Raw genomic sequence first — 20,377 nt, 5'->3', positions numbered from 1 at the left:
GGTGCGCGAAAAGACACTGAGCTTTGCCAGGTCTGCGTTTCGTTGAGCGTCAGGCTTAACGAGCCGCTACGGAAGGGCTTTCGGGTGTTACTTTGTCACCCTGCGGCTCTTTGGCACCCGCTGGTTTCGATCCCTGTAGCGAAAGAACATAGCTGGCCACCTGCTGAATTTGCAACGGATTAAGTTGTTTCTTCCAGGAAATCATGCCCTTTTCAGGGACGCCCTCATTGATGGTATGATAAACAGCCTTAACCGAACCGCCGTGCAGCCAGTACTCGTCGGTCAGGTTTGGTCCCACTTTGCCTTCGGCATTCTGGCCGTGGCAGGCGGTGCAATACTGAACAAAAAGCGCCTTTCCGCCGTCAATATCCTTTGCATTGGTGAGCCGGGTCACATTGTTTTCGTTGACCTTTCCTGCCACCAGTTTCAGGTAGGCTTCGCGTTGCTTATCCGCAACGGCTACTTCCTGCGTATACTCCTGCTCCATGATGTTGCCGGAACCGATCACGTGAAAAACTAATAGGTACACAACCCCAAAGCCGATGGTACCGTAGAACAGGCCCATAAACCAGGGCGGTGTTGGGTTGTCCAGTTCAGCAATCCCATCGTAGGCGTGTTCCATCACCAGATCACTCTCGCTGCTGAGCGTGTGCAGGCCTGCCCACCGCTGCCAGGACGAGCGGGTGTCGACGGGGCGGGCGACTTCTTGCGGCCCAAGTGCCTGCCGTAAAATATAGGCTAAGTACAAGGTTGCGACGAGCATCAGGCCGACTCCCGCAGCAATCAGAAAGAGGATAACTACCCACAGCAGGTCCTCGCCCGAACGGAGGGTCCAGATGGATGAGCCAGCGGCCGGATCGAATAGGTTGGTTAGAAACAGGTTCATATCAGGAAGGAATTAAAGTACTGGCGCTCCGGCATCGGTCGATTCGTCCAGGGGCAGGCGGCCCATGCGTTGGATATGCCCCTTATCCGCAATGAGCAGGTACAAACCCACCAGCATGAAAAAGAAGAAAAATGTCAGGAACGAGCCGATCATGTAGACGTCCGCCCCCGGAACAGTGGATATGAATTGCTTAAACATGGCTAGTTTGATTCCATTTTCTTAATGTCTGTACCGAGTCGTTGCAGATAGGCAATCAGCGCGACGATTTCGCGGTCTGATTTGACCTTGATGCCTTCTTTCGCCAGTCGGCCACTGACTAGGTCAGCCTGTTTCATGAGGGCCTCGTTGGCATAGTCGATGGTTTGATCGTCGTAGGGAACACCTACTTTCTTCAGTGCCCGCAGCTTATCCGACGTCGTCGATATGTCCAGTTTCTGCTCCAGCAGCCACGCATACGGCGGCATAATCGAGCCGGGCGACATGGACGCCGGATCGCGCATGTGGTGATAATGCCAGGAGTCGGGGTACTTGCCGCCTTCGCGGTGCAGATCCGGACCCGTGCGCTTACTGCCCCACAGGAACGGGTGGTCATACACGAACTCGCCCGCCTTCGAGTACTCGCCATAACGCTCGGTTTCAGAGCGGAAGGGACGGACCATCTGGCTGTGGCAGTTGACGCAGCCTTCCCGGATGTACAGGTCGCGGCCCTGCACTTCGAGTGCCGTATAGGGCTGGACTGAAGCAATGGTCGGCACGTTCGACTGCACCATAAAAGTCGGAATCAGCTCGACTAAAGAACCAATTAGAATCACCACCAGCGAACCAACCAGCAGGGGGAAGGGCTTCCGTTCAAACCAGCGGTGCCAGTAAGTATCCGAGCCCGTGGGCGTATACGCCTTTGGTAACGCGGGCGCTTCGGCGGCTTCGTTGGCAACAAGTGTTCCGGCGGCCATCGTCTTGAAGAGGTTGTATGCCATCAGAATAGCCCCGAGCAGGTAGAACGTACCGCCCAGCGCCCGCATCTGGTGCATCGGTAAAACCTGGAGCGTCGTTTCGAGGAAACTGGGGTATTTCAGAACGCCTTCGGGCGTAAATTCTTTCCACATCATTCCCTGCGTGAAACCCGAGATATACATCGGCACCGCATAGAACAGAATACCCAGTGTACCGATCCAGAAGTGGATATTCATCAACTTCTTCGAGTAAATGGGGGTGTGGTACATGCGCGGAATGAGCCAGTACAAAATGGCGAAGGCCAGGAAGCCGTTCCAGCCCAGGGCACCCACGTGCACGTGTGCTACGATCCAGTCGGTGAAGTGGGCAATGGCGTTGACGTTCTTCAATGAGAGCATCGGCCCCTCGAAGGTGGCCATGCCATAGGACGTTAGCCCCACGACCATAAATTTCAGAATGGCATCCTCCCGAACCTTATCCCAGGCACCGCGCAAGGTTAGCAGCCCATTGATCATACCACCCCACGACGGCGCAATGAGCATGATCGAGAACACAACCCCCAGCGACTGTGCCCAGTCGGGTAGCGAGGTGTACAGCAAATGGTGAGGGCCTGCCCAGATGTAGATGAAGATCAAGGCCCAGAAGTGCAGAATCGATAGTTTGTACGAGTACACCGGGCGGTTGGCCATCTTGGGCAAGAAGTAATACATGAGCCCCAGAAACGGTGTCGTTAGGAAAAAGGCCACGGCATTGTGTCCGTACCACCACTGCACCAGAGCGTCCTGAACGCCGGCATAGAGGTAATAGCTTTTGAACAGGCTCACTGGCATCTCGAACGAGTTGACAATGTGCAGCACGGCCACCGTCACGAACGTAGCGATGTAAAACCAGATGGCTACGTACAGGTGGCGCTCCCGGCGTTTGATGATGGTACCGAACATATTGACGCCGAATACCACCCAGATCAGCGTAATGGCAATGTCGATGGGCCATTCGAGTTCGGCGTATTCGTGGGAGGTTGTCATCCCCAGCGGCAGGGTAATGGCTGCCGCAACGATGATGGCCTGCCAGCCCCAGAAGTGAATTTTGCTGAGCAGATCAGAAAACATCCGTGTTTTACAGAGCCGCTGCAGCGAGTAATATACGCCCATAAAAATGGCGTTACCCACAAAAGCGAAAATGACGGCGTTGGTGTGTAGGGGTCGAATGCGCCCGAACGTGGTATACTGGGTGCCCAGGTTGGCCGATGGCGCAAACAACTGACTGGCAATCAGGACGCCGACAAGCATCCCAACGAGTCCCCAGATAATGGTGGCCACCGCGAAGTTGCGGACGGTCCGGTTGTCATAAGCGAAATACTCCACCGGCGCTCCGGCCCCTGGAGGTCGCTTTCCGATGGCCTCGCGGTCGGACGAGATACTGGTTACGGGTGGTTTAAACGAGACATTCATGGCAAACAAAGAGGTGATTAAAGTACGGTAGGTTCGGTTTCAGGGGTTACGGGTGTTTCGTCGTCCAGCAGCATACGCATCGACGGTGTGTAGAGATCGTCCTGCTGGCCGGTTTTCATGGCCCAGAAAAAGGCGCCCAGAAAACCCAGTGCCATCAACAGGCTGACGCCGATCATGAAGAAAATAATGTGCATAGCCTGACGATTTGATGAATCAAAGGTGCGGCTATTCAAATCGGCGTTTTATGAGGAATGTCAGTTAACGGGCTGATAGAATTCAGGCAGGCCATGACATGAGCGGGTCTAGGGCTAACATCGCCCAACTACATGTATTTTAAATCGTTATTGACCTTTAGTCGGATGATCCTTAGGCGGTTCAGCAGGCGTATAATGGGATAGGTCGGATCGAATTCGTGCCAGCGGAAGCCGCCAAAATTGGCCCGGCCCCCAAACTTATGATGGTTGTTGTGATAGGACTCGCCCATCATCAGAAAATCAACCGGTAGCAGGTTTCTGGCCGTGTCGTTCACGGGGAAATTTACGTAGCCGTAACGGTGCGCGTACCAGTTGATGATGGCTCCGTGGATTGGCCCCATCAGGTAGTGAACCGGCAACAACGCAAACCACCAGGCCGAGGGCGCATAAAAAATATAGACGAGCGTATACGCTGTTCCCCACGCCAGACGTACCGGCCAGCGGTCGCCGAGCCATTCCATGAACGCCCAGTTTGGCACGCCCTTTTTAAATTTTGGTTCGATATGGTCGCGATTGTTGAGGATGTCGTTATAAAATATCCGCGTTTTCCACATCATATCGAGCAATCCTTTGGCGTAGGAAGGCGAGTGCGGGTCATCTTCCGTGTCGGCATAGGCGTGGTGCAGGCGGTGCATGATGCCGTAAGCACGGGGACTCAGAAATGACGACCCTTGGCCAATGAACGTCAGGATGTAAAAGAATTTTTCCCAGCGAGGGCTCATGACAAACATCTGGTGAGCCGCGTAACGATGCAGAAAAAAGGTTTGGGTGAAAATCGAGAGATACCAGTGACAGAAGAAAAACGTAAGAATAATAAGCATGGAAGAAGCAGAAAGTAGTAGCACAAAATTGAGTCAGGCCCGTTGCCGATACCATGATGAGCGTCAGGCCGACGTATGAAGCCAATCAGGTTTGGCTCAAAGATTTCTAATTGATGGTTCGGAGTTAAGCACTCAGTTTTTTAGCAGCCCACCACCGCATACCGAGCGTCCCGATGAGAACCATAGTCGTTGAACTAAGTGGCATCAGAATGGCCGCTACAATCGGAGAAAGATGGCCTGTCAGAGCGTAGCTCAGACCGACGAAATTATAGAGTAGTGATACGCAAAAGCTAAACCGGATCAGTTGCATCCCGAACCGGCTGAACCGCAGAAATCGGGGTAGCTCACGCAGCGCCGACGCGTCCAGAATACCATCGCTGGCGGGTGTAAACTGGATAGTATCCCCTGTTACCGCAATGCCCACGTCGGCCTGTTTCAACGCACCGGCATCATTCAGGCCATCGCCAACCATTAGTACACGGTGACCTTCAGCCTGCAACCGTCGCACCACATCGAGCTTCTGTTGAGGGGTACACTCAAACACCATTCGGTCATTCCGGAACCAGCGCAGCAGTTGCGGTTTTGCGGCATCGTTATCACCCGAAAGCAGGTGAAGTTCATGTGTCTTGCTCAAGTCTGCCAGCATCGTGTCAATGCCGGGGCGGTATTGGGCTGGAAAGTGAAAGCAGCCCCGATAATGACCTTCTATGCTAAGATGAACCACAACACCTGTCGCTTTCTGTGCTGACGGATCAGCTCCAACAAAATTCAGTCGCCCCAACTTTACCATCCAGTCATCCACCAGTGCCTGCACACCCTGTCCGGACAGTTCCGTAAAGCCTTCGGTCGGCAGTGGATGCACAGAACTAAAATAAGCCGTCAACCGGCGGCTGAGCGGGTGAGCCGACTGGCGTACTACCGATAGCACCAGCGCCCGTTCAAAATCGGTTAGTGCCGGTGAAAAGTCTTCTGCAACGCTTATCGGACCGGTGCCTGTTCGTTCGGTTGCTTGCTCAGTAGCCGTTGTGAGGGTACCCGTTTTATCCAGCACAATGGTATCGCAGGCGGCCATCTGTTCGATGACATCCGCGTTTTTTAGGTAAAATTTTTGCTTACCCAATAGCCGCAGGCCATGCCCCAGCGCAACCGGATAAGACAACGACAGCACGCAGGGGCAGGCCACGATTAGCACCGCCGTAAAGGCGTTGACTGCCGTGCTGACCTCGCCCCGATAGGCGTACCAGTATAGACCAGTGAGGGTCGCCAGGCTGAGTACCGTCAGAGTGAAATACTTGCCTACGTAGTCGGCAAATGTGGCGAACTTGTCACCGTCGGCCTTTCGGAAGGCGTCGTTGTTCCAGAGCTGGGTTAGGTAGCTTTGCGAGGTTTCCCGGACAATCTCTATGTCAATGGTTTCGCCCAGTTGCCGCCCTCCTGCGAACAATAACGTGCCTGGTTCCTTATGCTCCGGTTCGGATTCGCCCGTTACAAAGGAGTAGTCAACGATGCCCCTACCACGATACAGCATACCATCTGCCGGAATTAATTCACCGTGGCGAATACGGATATGATCACCTTTCTGCAAATCGGCTACCGGGACGGGTGTTTCAGCGTCGGACGAGGAGCGTTGAGCACCAACTCCTTCCAGGTCTGTTTTCAGGCGCATAACGGCCAGAGGAAAGTACGCCTTGTAATCGCGCTCGAATGAAAGGAAATCGTAGGTTCGTTGCTGAAACCACTTGCCACAAAGCAGAAAGAAAATCAGCCCCGCCACAGAATCGTAATAACCCGCCCCATTGAGGGCAAAGACTTCATACGTGCCTCTGCAATACGCCACCAGGATGCCCAGCAAAATAGGAAAGTCGATGTTGATGAGCCCGCGCCGAACATCCCGGTGCAAGCTTCGCCAGACGGACTCAAAATAGCCCGACCCAGAATAAAACACGACAGGTGTTGCCAGGAGCAAATTAATGATCCCGAACCAGTGCCTGAATGATGGATCATCGAGGCCGAGGTATTCGGGGAAGCTGAACAGCATGATGTTGCCCGCGCAGAAGCCTGCCACCGCCAGCCGGTAAAGCAGGGGGCGGTAGGTTGGCGCCTGCTGTTGCTGCACGACATCGCTCAGGCTGATAAGTGGCTCATAGCCTAGCGAGGTAAGTAATTCGGCCAGTTCACGGAGCGATAGCTCAGCCGTGGCAAACGTTATATGAACCTGCTTTTTAAGAAAATCAACACGTGACTGCCGGATGGCTGGGTTCAGCCGATAAAGGTGCTCCAGCAACCAAAGACAGGAGCTACAATGGATCGTCGGGATGTAAAACGTAACGATTGTGATGTTTTCGTTCGTAAATTCCACCAGTTGACGCAGCACATCGGGCAGGTCCAGAAAAGCCATTCGGGCAATCTGTTTGGGCGTCTGGCCCGGCCGCGTGTTGAGGTCATAATATTGGCAAAGCTGATTGGCACTCAGAATCTCGTACACGGTCTTACACCCGTCGCAACAAAAGTGCCTGTCGTCAACGCAGAGGTCATGCGCAGTGCAGTCGTTGCCGCAGTGGTAACAACTGGTTATAGGTACCGAGGTCGTGGGCATGGTCGTGAAATTTGATGGCAAGTTGACACCACCTGCCATCCTGTGCCCTGACAACCATCAGCTTCGGAACTGATAGGGCTCAGCACGGTTCCCGCGAAGGCCACCCATCTTTGCCCGATCAAGGCCAAACACCGCATGCACACGCTTATTCAGAAATATAATGTTCCTGGTCCCCGGTACACCAGCTATCCGACCGTTCCGTTCTGGGACGAGACTACCTTCAGCGAAGCTGCCTGGACCACCAACCTGAACCGGGCTTTTAAGGCCACAAACAATACGAAGGGCATCAGCCTGTATGTGCATTTGCCCTACTGCGAAAGCCTCTGCACGTTTTGTGGCTGTACCAAGCGAATTACCAAAAATCATCGCGTTGAAGAGCCGTACATAGATGCCCTGCTTGCCGAATGGGATCTGTATTGCAACCTGTTGCCCAGTCGTCCACGTCTTGCCGAACTTCATTTTGGGGGAGGCACGCCAAGCTTTTTCGCTCCGGAACAACTCCGTCGTTTGCTGACTGGCCTGTTTCGCCGGGCTGATCCGACGGACATGCCCGATTATGGCTGGGAAGGTCACCCGAACAATACCACCGCCGAACACCTGGATGTACTTTATACTTTTGGATTCCGTCGGATCAGTTTTGGCGTTCAGGACTACGATCCGACGGTGCAGAAGGCCATTCACCGGATTCAGCCGGCCGAGAATGTTCGGTACATAACGGAACAGGCCCGGTCCATTGGATACACGTCCGTGAGCCATGATCTGGTGTTTGGGCTACCGTTTCAAACGCCCGAATCTATCGAAGACACGATCTACAAAACGTTAGTGCTGAATCCTGACCGCATTGCGTTTTATTCCTACGCACACGTTCCCTGGATTAAAGGAAATGGACAGCGAGGCTTTCGTGACGAAGACCTGCCGTCGGGTGAACAGAAGCGAGTGTTGTATGAAACGGGCCGCGACCTGCTCGAAGAGGCAGGCTACGTCGAGATTGGCATGGACCACTTTGCCCGGCCGCACGACCCACTTTATCAGGCCCTGCAGAACGGCACCGTACACCGCAATTTTATGGGCTACACCACCACTCAAACGCAGGTGCTGATCGGTCTGGGAGCGTCGTCCATCGGCGATGTCTGGTCCGCTTTTGCGCAAAACGAAAAAGAGGTTGATGCGTATACGACCAGGGTCATGGCAGGCAAACTGCCTTTGCTGCGGGGTCATATGCTGGATGAGCAGGACCAGTTTCTACGTCGACAAATTCTGAACATCATGTGTCAGGGTAAAACGAGCTGGCATCTGGGCCGTTGGTCGAAGGGCGAGTGGGCGCGCTTGGCTGAACGGCTCGAAGCGTTCCGGCTCGACGGTCTGCTGGACTACGATGCGGAAGGCTTGCGTGTCAGGGCCGAAGGCCGCCCGTTTCTGCGCAACATCTGTATGGCTTTCGACGAACGGCTTAACCACGCTCAACTGAACGCCCGTATGGCCCAACCGAGGTTGTTTTCGCAGACCGTCTGACGGATGCATTCGTCTGGTACGCTACTGGAATATCAGGAGTCTGACAGTATAAAGCCCGCAATCCAATGAATTGCGGGCTTTATACTGTCGGGGATGTTCGGTTCTACTTACAGAACATCGATCAAAATAATCAGCACATGAATCGCCACACTGATCGCGAACGTCGGTATGATGTATTTGACGGACATGGCCGATAGTACCGGAACCAGCACGAGCATGAAACTCAGCATCCCGACCAGAAACTGCCAGTCGCCCCCGCCGAAGTAAAACATAGCCAGTAACAGCGCTGGTGCCAGAATACAGCCCTGAATGGCAACGGCAGTGGCCGCCCAGCCAATACGGTTGAACTCGGCTTTATGAATGAAGTTTTGATAAGTCGTAAGCCAGTTTGACGACGGGTTTGTTGTATATACGGAGGGTTGTGTGAGCGTTGCCATGAGTCTAGTTCGGTTTAAATGACAGGGCAAAGTAACCGCCTGTTGCCCGGCCCTTACATGACGCTGGTTAGCTTTTAGGCTGATTATAATCTGGTCGCGCATGGGCAGGGAGGTGGTTTGCTACGCGAGATCTACTGTTTATAAGCCTAAGAGTTTATTTCCATTCCTCTCCAGTATTTCTATTGCTGTCTCCCAAGCTTGTTTTGCCTCCCAGGAAATTTCTGGATTATTTCGGATGTTGTTCACATGAGCCTTTAAGAGTTCTGGCACCAGCGCCATGTGCATAAATGATTCGGCCACAAACTCGATAAACGTATCCTTTTGGTATTTTTGCCTAGCCTGTGGATCGCGTGGTCGCGGCTTTTTTTGAGCATATTTTTCGCTGAACTCGACTTTGTCATAAGTGCCTAAGTCAAGACCAAAAAAGTTTTGCTCATCCTGGCAAAGTATGCTCCACGCTTCGGCAAGTTTCTTACCATCTTCAGTATCGATCTGCTGATGGTCTGTAATTTTTAAAAGCCTTTGCAAAGAAGCATGTCCCATTTCATGGACAAGTATTCCCATAAATGAATCTTTTATGCCTTCGCCGGGATTTATGTAAATGCTGCCGTTTTTGTGTAATCCTCCCCCCTGACCCTTGTTGTTTTCCAGAGAAATCTCCTTGATGATCGTGAGCAGTTTCGGATTAGCCTCGAAAAAACGCACGAAAGCGATGGCATTTTCCCGGCTCAGTGCCTGATCGTTTATTTTGTTGGCACCTGCCAGGCCTGCCTTATTTAGTAACTCTCTAACGAGTAATTGTTCAGATGACACCGGTAGGTCTTCATCCCAATTCATTCCTGAAAAGTCAAAGTGACCACCGAAATGATTTTGGGCCGGGTATTCAGCTAGCACAATCTTTTCTTCAAATTCATCAAAATTTGAATTTAATAAAGGAATAGAGTTTCCAGAGTTGCTAATTGTTTGGCTATTGAGTGAATGGGCCTCCTCTTCAATAATCAAACCAAACTTTTTGAGTTCCTTCAGTTTAGCCGTCAGGTGTGGGTCCTCTTCTTTTTTAGAAAGTTTGTTTTTTATTTTTGTTATCCAGGGATCGTACAAGGATCTAATTTTTAACAGAATCTTCAATTTTTTATTCAGATCACTCTTGGCGTTATATTCATCAATTAAGCTATTGATCTTATCCCGATTCCCCTTCAATAATCCACTACTTTTCCCTGGTAAACGAGCGATCTGTCTTGTGTTACCTGTGCTTGGTTGCCTGTTAGGTTGCTTATGTCCTCTGAGTGGCTGCATGTGATTACTGATTAATCTAGGCGCAAAATTTAATCAGTAATTCATTGTATATCAACTACTATAAGGCAACTAGCCGATAAAATAGCATCAAATGATACGGGTGTACATTCTGAGGGAACCAGTTCTGTGGAGCAGTGGCAAATAGGATTTCAAGAAAGAAGCAGCCTTGAGCGATACTATGTCTCAACCCTATGGTGTCATCTGGATTATGGATGCGGATGGTACGCAGAAACGTCCCTGACCGGCAGTAGCTGGAAGGATATTGTGCCCCGCTAAGTGCCCCAAGCCAGTCAACCCCAGCCCCGGTCGGTACGGCTTGCGAACAGCATCAGCTGGAATAAGAATTTCCGTCTATACAACCAGGCATACGTTCTGGTAAGCTGTTACCGAACACGTACCACCATTAATTAAACAGGGGCACGGTGAATTGACTATCGCCATCCGTTTCTTCTTCCTTAAAATAAGGCGAAAACGTTTTTATTTTAAGCTCATTCTTGCTGACGGAAAACCTGTACAGGCGCATTAAACCATGCCCTCCATTGGGGCGGCTCTGGTAATCGTTGAGAAATGTCTTGATGGTATGGCCATTATAAACGTCAGTCCGATAGCCTTCTCCATTGTCGCCCACGTGCCCGCAAAGCATCATAAATACGTTCGGATTGGCCTTTAGACTTTCGTAGACGGCTTTGCCTTCAGCGTTGAAGGGTGCCTGTGGCGTATTGGTCCCTTTTATCGGATTAAAGTGAATCAGTGAGTGGCTCACAACAATTGCTTTGCGCGATGCATGTTTTTTCAATACATCATTGGCCCAGGCATACAGGTTCGTTTGGTCTTCATTATGCGCGTCGAATTCCAGGTATAGCACGATAAACTCAAGACCACCCGCCGAGAACAGGTCGTAATGGCTGTCGTTATTCGTTCCATAATGTCCTCCGTAATAGGGTCTTCCCGCAAAATGGTCGATTCCGAAATAGCGGTTATAGAAATTGGTTGTCCCTGTAACGGCGTGTTGGGCGGGAAACTGATCATGGTTGCCGATGGCCAGACCGTAGGGAATGCTAACCGGATTTTCAAGCCCATACAGCGCCGTTTTGGCCAGATACCACTCGGAGCGGGCGGTTACCGGGTTATCGCCATGCTCTGTTATGTCGCCCATGTGCGCTACGTAAGCGATGTTTTCTTTCACCTGATTTTTCTGAATCCACTCAATCTGCGCTTTAAACATGTCGAAGGTGCCACCGAGTTGCGCCTGCGCCAGGTAGTACTGGGTGTCGGGAATAATGGCCAGGGAAAAGTCGCCGGATTTGACGGTTGCCGGAGGGCCAGGCGTGTTCAGAACAGGTCCCTCAGCGGTTGCAGTTTGACCGGCGCTCTGGGTAGCTGTTGCCAGCAGCGCCCCGCCCAGCAGGGAAGTAATCACATAGTGAGATAAAGAACAGCGCATAGCAAACGATTGAGTGAAACTGGCTGCAAAAGTAGTCGCCTAATATTAACTCATTGTTAAAAGTAAATTCTTACCAAGTCGTGCGTAGTTCGACGAAAGAGGCCTTGAGTCAAACGCTGCCGTCCGCCTGATAAACCATCCAACGGCATCTTCACAGTAAGGTAATAATAGCTTCATACTGACGAAATATTGATTTTCGAAGTTTGCGGATTCAAAGCAGTCCATCGTTGGGCTTGCCCTTGATTTACTCAACTCAGTTTATGCGAAAACTTTTCTCTTTTCTACTCATTAAACTCGGAATTCTCAGTTGTAGCTTAATTGGTCTATCTTATCCAGTATATGCCCAGTCAGCCACCGGTGTCATTCGGGGCATAGTGTCTGATAATACCGGACCATTACCCGGCGCTACGGTGCAAATTGTCGGCACGCAAATCGGATCGGTGGCGGATGCCAATGGACAGTACCGCCTGACGATCGCCCCCGGCACGTATACGGTAGCGGCTACTTTTGTGGGATACGCCCGGAAAGAAGTGAAATCCGTGAACGTAAATGCCGCTACGGAACGGGTGGTGGATATACAACTTGGGGCGGGCGAAGGCAATCAGCTGCAGGAGGTAACCGTGAGCTACGGTCGTCAGCGCCGTCGGGAAATCACCGGTTCGGTGGCTACGCTGGACGCGTCGTTGCTCCAGGACATGCCGGTGCAACAGTTTGCGCAGCAACTTCAGGGAAAAAGTGCGGGCGTATCCGTGCAGCAAAGCAGCGGCCAGCCCGGCCGGGGCGTCGACTTTCGGATTCGGGGGGCGGCTTCCTTTTACTCCGATAATCAGCCCCTGTTTGTCGTGGATGGGTTGCCTATCACTGGCAGCATCAATAACATTAATCCGAATGAGATCGAAAGTTATAGTGTGCTAAAGGATGCCTCGGCGACGGCCCTCTACGGTTCCCGGGCGGCTAATGGCGTGGTGCTCATTACGACCAGACACGCAAAGGCGGGCGACGCAAAAATTGTGTTTAATGCCAGCTACGGGGTACAAAAACTACCCGACAATCGGGCACCAAAGGTGATGAATGCCCGTCAGTATGCCACGTTTATGAACGAGCGCTACCAGGACATCCGGCGGTACGAGAATCCATCCACCGTAACCCCAGCCGAATATGAAGATCCGACACAATACGGGGAGGGAACGAACTGGTACAAACTATTGACCCGAACGGCCCCGATTCAAAACTATGACCTAACGATACAATCGGCTACCGAAAAGTCGTCATCTACCGCGCTCTTTGGCTATCAGGAACAGCAAGGGGTATTGGTCAATACGGGTACGCGTTTGTTCAGCGGTCGGTTGAACAAAGACCTGACCATTGCGGAAGGGCGGATCAAAATGGGGTTCAGTCTGGCACCCAGCTACCGCATCGACCACAATAACCGGCTGTCGACGGACGGGGTAGGCGGTTTATTTGAGCGCATCTTCGAAGCCAGTCCCCTAAAATCGCCCTACAATCCCGATGGCAGCTACAACCGCGACACATATTCGCCGGGCATGGTCGCTTATATCAATCCACTGGCTCAGTTCAACCTAACCAACGACGATTATAAAACGACCCGCATCTTAGGCAATGCGTTCCTGACCTACGATGTGTTGAAAGGCCTGCAAGTCAAAATCAACACGGGCATTGACAAGGGTAACGAAATACGGCATTACTACCAGTCGGGTATTGTGAGTTCGACGGTAAACAACCCCAACGGCACGAGCAGCGCTGTCGATAACGGTTCCTATACGGCCGAGGGGTATCTGGATTATACCCACGATTTTAAGGTCGATCATCATCTGAACTTGCTGGCAGGCTATTCTGCCCAGAAGTTCACCCAGGAAAGCAACTCACTCTCCGGGCTGGGTTTTCCCAATGACGACATCACGTACCTGACGGCGGCCACCAGCGTAACGGGTAGTAGCACCTACACGGCGTACTCCCTGTTATCAACGCTGTTACGGCTTAATTACAGCTACAAAGGGCGTTATCTGCTCCAGGGAGCGTTTCGGCGGGATGGTTCATCGCGGTTCGGTACCAGCCGTCAGTATGGCGACTTTCCCTCCGTATCGGCGGGCTGGATCGTGAGCGATGAGTCTTTTATGAAACGCTTTAAGCAGATAAACCTGCTGAAACTGAGAGCGAGCTACGGCATTACGGGTAACAACTTTTTTGGCAATTACGTAGCCCAGTCAACCACGTCTAACTATTACTACAACTTCAACAACGTCGTTACGCAGGGCACAACCATTGGTAATCTGGGCAATCCAAACCTACGTTGGGAGCGGAGTCGTCAGGTCGATCTGGGGTTCGACCTGACATTACTCAACAACCGGCTGAACCTAACGTATGATTACTATTTTAAGAACACGGATGGCCTTATTCAGAGTCGGCCGCTGCCTACCTCATCGGGCTTCACGTCTATTTTGGACAACGTGGGGGCACTCGCCTTCTGGGGACACGAAATAACCCTGAATACGGTCAATATCAATCGGCCGGATTTCCGCTGGAACAGCAGTTTTAACGTGTCATTTGACCGCAACCTGATCAAAGCGTTAGTAGATCCCGGCTATATTCGTCGGAACAATACGGTGTCTTCGGACTATTTTCGTAATCAGGTTGGTCATCACCTGGGCGAGTTCTACGGATTCGAATTTCTTGGGCTCTACAAGGATGCCGCCGACCTGGACCAGTCGGCTAAATACCAGGCAACGGCCACCGCTCCCAACGGCCTGTCGGATATTGGCACCATTAAAGTAAAGGATATCAATGGCGACGGGGTGATTGACGACGTCAATGATCGGACGTTCATTGGCAATCCGACGCCTACCTTCACGGGTGGATTCAGCAATAACCTGTCGTATAAAAAGTTTGACCTGAGCATCAGCACCGCCTTCTCGGTTGGGGGCCAACTGTTAAATGCAGCTAAATGGGCGTACCAGACTAACCTGGACGGGTCGCGGGTGCCTCTGGCTGCTGCTTCCGACCGCTGGCGCTCGATTGACAATCCCGGCTCGGGCATCTACCCCCGCACAAAAACCGGCACCACCGCTCTGGGCCGGAGTGTGAATTCGCAGTGGTTAGAGAACGCCACCTATTTTACCATCAAGAACATCTCACTGGGGTATACGGTTGGCCTCAGCGATCGTTCGGCGCTGAAAGGATTGCGCGTCTATGCGTCCGTCCAGCAAGTGCTGGTGTTAACCGGCTACACGGGCATGAATCCCGAAATCAACTTTGCGGGTCAGGATGCAACGCTGGGCCTGAAGGTCGACGAGAATGCGTATCCCATTCCCCGAACCTTCGCGATCGGTCTCTCCGCAACCTTTAATTAATGCCCTATTATCCTCTGCTCAACATGAAAAAAATTGCCATATATGCCCTTGTGGCGGGTTTTACGGTTTCTGCCTGTCAGCAAAACTATCTGGAGTTGTCTCCCAAAGCTGCTTATACCGATAATACATACTTCCAATCGGATGCGCAGTTCAAGCAGGCCGTAACAGCCGCCTATGCTCCGCTGCTCGATCTGATGAACAATGATTTTTACGTGTCCGAAATGCGCTCGGATAACACGTTCTATCAGTCGGTGCTGTCTAACCGGGGTACGGCCTTTGTGTTCCGGGAAAACATTTCGGATTTTAAAGACGGAGCCACCAATTCGTATACGGCGGCCGAATGGCAGTCTCTCTACCAAATCATTTCACGGGCCAATATTGTTATTTCCCGGCTGAAAACTGCCTCCGGACTGTCAGCCGCTTCTGTAAACAATTACGATGGGCAAAGCAAATTCCTGCGTGCCTTTGCCTATTTCAAACTTGTCCGGTTGTTTGGCGGAGTGCCGCTGTTTGTGAACGAAGTAAAGGATGCCAACAGTGCGTTTCTGCCCCGCGCGACAACCGAGCAGGTGTATCAACAGATTATTGCGGATGCCAATGATGCCATCAAAGAACTGAATCCACCGGCTAAGTTTCCCCAAACGGGCGAGGCTACCAAAGGGGCGGCAACGGTATTGCTGGCGGATGTATTCGTGACGTTACAACGCTGGTCCGAAGCCGAAACGTTGCTGGCTACCTTACCCGCCATGGGCTACGGCCTGAATCCAGACTACGCAAGTGCGTTTTTGCCGACCAATAAAAACAGCAAGGAGTCGCTCTTCGAGGTGCAGTATCTGGATGGTACCACAACGGGCACCACGCCGAATACGTTGTCGTTTAATTTTCTGCCCCGCAGTACCAATACCGCTCTGCTGACGGGCATCGCCATTAACAATAGCGGGGCGGGCGGAATTAATACTCCTACGCCTGATTTAATCAGTGCATACGAACCGTCGGACAAACGGTTGGATGCGTCTATCGGTATTACTGAAGGCACGTATAACGCCAGTAATTTATTTGCTTACTCCGCCCTCAAAAGCGTAGTGGGCTATACAACTCCGCCCACTGGCAAGGTGGCCGTGCCATACATTAAAAAATATTTACACGCTCCGTTGACGTCCCTCACCGGTTCGGCCGATAATTTTCCCATTTACCGGTATGCAGAGGCCCTGTTGCTGCTGGCCGAAGCGCAAAACGAGCAGGGTAGATCGCCATTAGCTGCGTTGAATGCCGTGCGGAACCGGGTGGGTTTGCCCAGTGCCCAGGCCGCTGATCAAGCGACCCTGCGCCAGGTTATTTTGCACGAACGACGGGTGGAACTAGCGTTTGAAAATAAGCGCTGGTACGATCTGGTGCGCAGCGGAACCGCCGTGGCGACTCTGAATGCGTTCGGAGAAAAAATCAAAGCGCAGGCGAATTATTTGCCGTCGGATGGCCGGATTGTTACCCCGTTCAGGCTGCTGTTCCCCATCCCGGCCGCCGAAGTGGGCCTTAACCCACTATTGACGCAAAATCCAGGCTATTAATCCCAAGCGCAGTGCCAATCGTGTTTCCTATACTATTGGTGGTGAGTAAAAATGCCGAAGGTGCAGACGTTGGCGAGTTGATAAAGTAGTGTTACACCGACTTCCCTATTTTTAATGATTGACCTCGGACTGTGAACCAAACCAGCGAGCGGCCGCTTTCTGGAGTTCGCTGTAATCTGGGACATCCGTAGAAGCCCAGGCCACAATCCCATCAGGGCGTATGAGTACAGCACTTGCTTCTATTTGGTCTTTTGCTGGGCCCGATACATACTTGAGTTGGCCGCCATATTCACTCGCTAACGCTTCAAGTGCCGCATTTCTATCAAAATCGAGCAGTATTCCCTGGCTATCGTGCATGAATTCGCCGATTTTCGAGCCGTCTTCGAACGCAACATTAGGCACGCTGTAGCCTACCAGCGGGTGGTCGCCACCCAGAGGGTAGTGCGTGAAAATACCCCACACTCTTCCGGCAAAATAGGTGGCCCCGTCGCGGGTGTTCATCAGGTCCTGAATAATTGCCCGCAACGCGCGGCCCTGCGAGTCTGGTTGCATGAGAGCAACCTGAGCACGTGACCAGTCTAGCACTTGTGCCCCAATTGGGTGCCGTTCGGTATGGTAACTGTCCAGTAAGCCTTCCGGCGCTTTCTTCTGAATGGTTGCCGCGAGTTTCCAGCCCAGGTTCATGGCATCGCCCAGGCCTAGGTTAAGTCCCTGGCCGCCCAATGGCGAATGAATGTGGGCGGCATCACCGGCTAACAGTATCCGTCCGTTGCGATAGGTTGTGGCCTGCCGGGCCCGGTCGGTCCATGTGGTTGCCATATGCAGAGCGCTGATCGTAACGTCGGTGTTCGAGATACGGCGCAGCACCTCCTGCACGTGTTCGAGCGTGACGGGCTTTCCTGATTCATGAAAGGCCCCACCATCAAAATCCTGTATAATCACGTAGCCTGGCTGAGACTGCAGGTACATGCCGGTTGGTGTCACGTTTCGGCCCAGACTGAGTTTCTCCGGGTCAAAAAGGTCAACCTGAGCAGAGTAGCCGGTAAATTCAGGCTCCGTACCGGCGAAGTCAAAACCGCCCGCCTTGCGCACGACACTACGACTTCCATCGCAACCCACGAGCCATTTACCGTCGAACGAATGGTCGCCTGACAGGACAGTTACCCCGCCCGAAGTTTGTTCAAAGCCCGTTATGGTCCGCCCGCGCCTGATGGTTACACCCAGGGCTTCTGCCCGGCGGGACAGTATGGTTTCAAGCTCTTCTAATTCAGAAAGTAAACTGGTGTCGGTAGAGCCTGGCAGGCGATACGGCCATTGAGACGTGTCGATATCACCGTCATGAAATGGAATACCAGCAAAGTGGCCAACCTGGCGACGTGGCCCTTGGGCGGCATGTTGGTGGGGATTTTTAAGGCGTTTATGTACTTCAAGTTCACTCAGTAACCCACGTCGGTAAAGCGCTTCAATAGTAGGCGTCGAGAGCCCCCGAATTCCAAAAGGAAGTCGTTTCAAAGGCGAATGTGGATTCTCCGCCTTTTCCAGCAGTAGAACTGAACAGTTGGCCAGGGCCAGCTCACAGGCTAGAAATAACCCTACCGGCCCTGCACCGGAAATGATGACATCGTGAATAGATGGATTTTGTATTGCTTTCATAGTAACCTGATTGACACACAAAAGTCTGAAATGCGCCTGCGTTAGGCTTGTATAAACGCGACAAAATCATTCGCGTCCAGCTTTTTATGTAGGTGAAGGCTACCATGGACTTCCCTGTGTGTTTCTTCTACGAATTGCTTCTTCGGTTCTTAGAATAAAGTTTTCTCTTACGTTTAATTCGGCTTCGGCTTGGACTTCGTCAATAAACGAACGGAAGTTTTTGTTGTAATCCTGAAACGCTAATTCGAAATTCCCGTTGTGTTTTTCTAGCGAATCGGCCAGCGTTGCAGCCCCTTCCATCGCCAGCGAGCCGCCCATTCCGGCAGCAGGCGAAGCACAATAGGCGGCATCACCTACCAACGCTACCCGGCCTTTTGTCCATGAGGGCATTTTTATTTGACAGAATTTGTCGAAGTAAAAATTTTTAGAATTTGCTATTTCTTCCAATAATTCAGCGGTTCGCCATCCTTGTTCAGCAAATTGTTCCAAAATGATTTTCCTTTGTTGCTCGGTATCCCGATAATCGTAGGGAATTTCTTTTTCTGAGGAAAAGCAAAAAACTATATCCGTTTTATTCTTATACGCATTAAGCATATAAGCCTTGCCCGGCACATTGTAGAACTGCATTATGTTCGGTTTTATCAATAATTTGTTTACGATGGATATAGAGAAATAGGCTTCCAGAAAATGGGTGTATTCCGCTTTATCGCCAAACCAGATTTTCCGTACAGCCGAATGCGTACCATCGCAGCCAATTACTAAGTCAAATGCACGTTGTGTACCCGTTTTAAACGTAACGTTTATCTCGTCTTCTGTTTCATTCAACGCTGTAATGCTGTTGTTGAAAATGAATTCAACATCATTTTTTGTCCGCTCAAATAATATACTAATTAACTTGTCGCGTTCAATTTCTATCTCGTCAGGAAGTTTTCCACCTTCGTCTTTCAGCGAAATTGATCCTTCTGTGCCATCGTCAGCATTTTTAAATTCGATCGACTCCAACGTCAATCTGTTTGCGTTTAATTGGTCAAAAATACCCATACGCTTTACGATGTCTATGGTATTTCCACGCAGATCAACCGCCGTACCACCACGTCGAAGTTCGCTTGCCTGTTCAACAACCGTTACTTTATACCCTACTTTGTTCATCCAGTAAGCGGTTGACAGTCCGGCTATGCTGGCGCCCGAAACGAGCACTTTTTTTAATGATTTCATGTATATACGAGTTTATTTGACGGTGCAAAGGAACATCGTATAGCAGGGGTATGAAATGGCAATGCAGGGTAGGTATTGGACTAATCGAGGTTTTTGCTTCGGAAAGCCAGAGCAGTCATTCCTGTAACTTTGGTAAACAGCCGCGAGAAATAAGGGTAATCATCATAGCCTAATTCTGTAGCAATTTCTTTCACCGATTTGTCAGAATGAAAAAGCAAACGTTTTGCTTCTAAGATTACACGTTGCTGGATATGATGCGAAACAGAATAGCCTGTTGTGTTTTTGACACACTCGTTCAGGTAAGGTGTCGATATGTTTAGCATTTGCGCGTACTCTGCCGGGCGTTTGGCGTTGGTGTAATCGCGTTCTAGTAGTTTCCTGAAAGCTTTAGTGATCGTTTCGAATCGTGAAAGTTTGTCTATGGATGTCGATTGTTCTAAATATTGTGAAGCAACCAAAGCGACCAGTGCGTTGCAGCTATCTCTACATAATGAATGATATAATTTATCGTTTTTTCGTTCAGAAAATTTTAGGCAAAGTGATACAGCTTCAGAAATAACGGAAAACGTTTCATTCGTTAACGCCAGTGGTTTTGCGGGCGTGAGGTCTTCTAATAGGTTTAGATAGTCAGGATTTAGGTTTTCATTATTGATCGACCAACTGCTAACCGTTACATTTTCAAATGCCAATATACGATGCACTTGATTCGGGTGCATGTAGATGACAGATGAGGAATGAATGGTATATCTTTTAAAATCAATCTCAATATCAACTGTTCCGTTCTCAAGCAGGAAGAACGAATGCCCGTCATCCCGATGTGATTGTTTTGCGTCGTCAATGGGTAAATCGGTAAACGAAATTTTTTCGATGGAAATACCTATACCGAACTCGTTCGCCATAGTATTTACAGGAATGGATCTGTTTT

The 20,377-nt window shown here is 51.1% G+C and carries 15 protein-coding genes; 3 read left to right on the top strand and 12 right to left on the bottom strand.

Translation table 11 applies throughout. The annotated features are described in order from the left end of the window. Nucleotides 1–55 precede the first annotated feature (55 nt). The 6 genes from SD10_RS23700 to SD10_RS23680 all read right to left on the bottom strand — a co-directional run bounded on the left by SD10_RS23700 (nt 56) and on the right by SD10_RS23680 (nt 6,962). Nucleotides 56–886, bottom strand: coding sequence for a cbb3-type cytochrome c oxidase N-terminal domain-containing protein (locus tag SD10_RS23700; RefSeq protein ID WP_046577294.1), 831 nt, complete (start codon nt 884–886; stop codon nt 56–58). A gap of 12 nt (nt 887–898) precedes the next feature. Beyond that, entirely contained in the window at nt 899–1,084 is a 186-nt protein-coding gene (locus SD10_RS23695) for a hypothetical protein (protein WP_046577292.1), read from the bottom strand. A 2-nt stretch (nt 1,085–1,086) separates the two neighbouring features. After that, on the bottom strand, nt 1,087–3,291 hold the full coding sequence (gene ccoN, locus SD10_RS23690) for a cytochrome-c oxidase, cbb3-type subunit I (RefSeq protein WP_046577290.1): 2,205 nt from the start codon (nt 3,289–3,291) through the stop codon (nt 1,087–1,089). Between the two features lie 17 nt (nt 3,292–3,308). Continuing rightward, nucleotides 3,309–3,485 carry a cbb3-type cytochrome oxidase assembly protein CcoS gene (gene ccoS / locus SD10_RS29225; RefSeq protein WP_082111680.1) on the bottom strand — a complete coding sequence of 59 codons (177 nt, stop codon included), beginning with the start codon at nt 3,483–3,485 and terminating at the stop codon, nt 3,309–3,311. Nucleotides 3,486–3,613: 128 nt separating this feature from the next. Beyond that, complete coding sequence (locus tag SD10_RS23685; protein WP_046577287.1) at nt 3,614–4,366, bottom strand: acyl-CoA desaturase; 753 nt, start codon at nt 4,364–4,366, stop codon at nt 3,614–3,616. A gap of 124 nt (nt 4,367–4,490) precedes the next feature. Further along, nucleotides 4,491–6,962, bottom strand: coding sequence for a heavy metal translocating P-type ATPase (locus SD10_RS23680; protein ID WP_046580045.1), 2,472 nt, complete (start codon nt 6,960–6,962; stop codon nt 4,491–4,493). A gap of 135 nt (nt 6,963–7,097) precedes the next feature. On the opposite strand from SD10_RS23680, the gene hemN reads away from it, so the two are divergent. Beyond that, a complete protein-coding gene (gene hemN, locus SD10_RS23675) occupies nt 7,098–8,474 on the top strand; it encodes an oxygen-independent coproporphyrinogen III oxidase (protein WP_046577286.1) in 1,377 nt (458 codons plus the stop codon). 107 nt (nt 8,475–8,581) lie between these two features. Here the strand turns inward: hemN and SD10_RS23670 are convergent, their stop codons facing one another. The 3 genes from SD10_RS23670 to SD10_RS23660 all read right to left on the bottom strand — a co-directional run bounded on the left by SD10_RS23670 (nt 8,582) and on the right by SD10_RS23660 (nt 11,651). Beyond that, entirely contained in the window at nt 8,582–8,911 is a 330-nt protein-coding gene (locus SD10_RS23670; protein WP_046577284.1) for a hypothetical protein, read from the bottom strand. A gap of 138 nt (nt 8,912–9,049) precedes the next feature. Further along, a complete protein-coding gene (locus tag SD10_RS23665) occupies nt 9,050–10,207 on the bottom strand; it encodes a hypothetical protein (RefSeq protein WP_046577282.1) in 1,158 nt (385 codons plus the stop codon). A 403-nt stretch (nt 10,208–10,610) separates the two neighbouring features. After that, nucleotides 10,611–11,651 (bottom strand): metallophosphoesterase, encoded by a 1,041-nt coding sequence (locus tag SD10_RS23660; protein ID WP_046577281.1) that lies wholly within the window; start codon nt 11,649–11,651, stop codon nt 10,611–10,613. 260 nt (nt 11,652–11,911) lie between these two features. Here SD10_RS23660 and SD10_RS23655 point away from each other — a divergent pair, with 260 nt between their 5' ends. Both SD10_RS23655 and SD10_RS23650 read left to right on the top strand, forming a co-directional pair. After that, the gene (locus tag SD10_RS23655) at nt 11,912–15,019 is read left to right on the top strand and encodes a SusC/RagA family TonB-linked outer membrane protein (RefSeq protein ID WP_046577279.1); all 3,108 of its coding nucleotides are present in this window, start codon (nt 11,912–11,914) and stop codon (nt 15,017–15,019) included. Between the two features lie 23 nt (nt 15,020–15,042). Continuing rightward, nucleotides 15,043–16,584: a RagB/SusD family nutrient uptake outer membrane protein gene (locus tag SD10_RS23650; RefSeq protein ID WP_046580043.1), complete on the top strand. Its 1,542-nt coding sequence runs from the start codon at nt 15,043–15,045 to the stop codon at nt 16,582–16,584. Nucleotides 16,585–16,695: 111 nt separating this feature from the next. Here the strand turns inward: SD10_RS23650 and SD10_RS23645 are convergent, their stop codons facing one another. From SD10_RS23645 to SD10_RS23635, 3 genes are all read right to left on the bottom strand, one after another. Further along, on the bottom strand, nt 16,696–18,237 hold the full coding sequence (locus SD10_RS23645) for an FAD-dependent monooxygenase (protein ID WP_046577277.1): 1,542 nt from the start codon (nt 18,235–18,237) through the stop codon (nt 16,696–16,698). Nucleotides 18,238–18,336: 99 nt separating this feature from the next. Next, nucleotides 18,337–19,386, bottom strand: coding sequence for an FAD-dependent monooxygenase (locus tag SD10_RS23640; RefSeq protein ID WP_262507329.1), 1,050 nt, complete (start codon nt 19,384–19,386; stop codon nt 18,337–18,339). Between the two features lie 146 nt (nt 19,387–19,532). Then, a complete protein-coding gene (locus tag SD10_RS23635; RefSeq protein ID WP_046577274.1) occupies nt 19,533–20,351 on the bottom strand; it encodes an AraC family transcriptional regulator in 819 nt (272 codons plus the stop codon). Nucleotides 20,352–20,377 lie beyond the last annotated feature (26 nt).

This window comes from Spirosoma radiotolerans, from assembly GCF_000974425.1.
GTDB classification, from domain to species: Bacteria; Bacteroidota; Bacteroidia; order Cytophagales; family Spirosomataceae; genus Spirosoma; species Spirosoma radiotolerans.
This window is presented reverse-complemented; position numbering and strand designations above follow the sequence as displayed.

Excerpts from the sequence above, each read along its gene's own strand:
- SD10_RS23700 (WP_046577294.1), bottom strand. The coding sequence starts at position 886 with ATGAACCTGTTTCTAACCAACCTATTCGATCCGGCCGCTGGCTCATCC.
- SD10_RS23695 (WP_046577292.1), bottom strand. The coding sequence starts at position 1,084 with ATGTTTAAGCAATTCATATCCACTGTTCCGGGGGCGGACGTCTACATG.
- ccoN (WP_046577290.1), bottom strand. The coding sequence starts at position 3,291 with ATGAATGTCTCGTTTAAACCACCCGTAACCAGTATCTCGTCCGACCGC.
- ccoS (WP_082111680.1), bottom strand. The coding sequence starts at position 3,485 with ATGCACATTATTTTCTTCATGATCGGCGTCAGCCTGTTGATGGCACTG.
- SD10_RS23685 (WP_046577287.1), bottom strand. The coding sequence starts at position 4,366 with ATGCTTATTATTCTTACGTTTTTCTTCTGTCACTGGTATCTCTCGATT.
- SD10_RS23680 (WP_046580045.1), bottom strand. The coding sequence starts at position 6,962 with ATGCCCACGACCTCGGTACCTATAACCAGTTGTTACCACTGCGGCAAC.
- hemN (WP_046577286.1), top strand. The coding sequence starts at position 7,098 with ATGCACACGCTTATTCAGAAATATAATGTTCCTGGTCCCCGGTACACC.
- SD10_RS23670 (WP_046577284.1), bottom strand. The coding sequence starts at position 8,911 with ATGGCAACGCTCACACAACCCTCCGTATATACAACAAACCCGTCGTCA.
- SD10_RS23665 (WP_046577282.1), bottom strand. The coding sequence starts at position 10,207 with ATGCAGCCACTCAGAGGACATAAGCAACCTAACAGGCAACCAAGCACA.
- SD10_RS23660 (WP_046577281.1), bottom strand. The coding sequence starts at position 11,651 with ATGCGCTGTTCTTTATCTCACTATGTGATTACTTCCCTGCTGGGCGGG.
- SD10_RS23655 (WP_046577279.1), top strand. The coding sequence starts at position 11,912 with ATGCGAAAACTTTTCTCTTTTCTACTCATTAAACTCGGAATTCTCAGT.
- SD10_RS23650 (WP_046580043.1), top strand. The coding sequence starts at position 15,043 with ATGAAAAAAATTGCCATATATGCCCTTGTGGCGGGTTTTACGGTTTCT.
- SD10_RS23645 (WP_046577277.1), bottom strand. The coding sequence starts at position 18,237 with ATGAAAGCAATACAAAATCCATCTATTCACGATGTCATCATTTCCGGT.
- SD10_RS23640 (WP_262507329.1), bottom strand. The coding sequence starts at position 19,386 with ATGAACAAAGTAGGGTATAAAGTAACGGTTGTTGAACAGGCAAGCGAA.
- SD10_RS23635 (WP_046577274.1), bottom strand. The coding sequence starts at position 20,351 with ATGGCGAACGAGTTCGGTATAGGTATTTCCATCGAAAAAATTTCGTTT.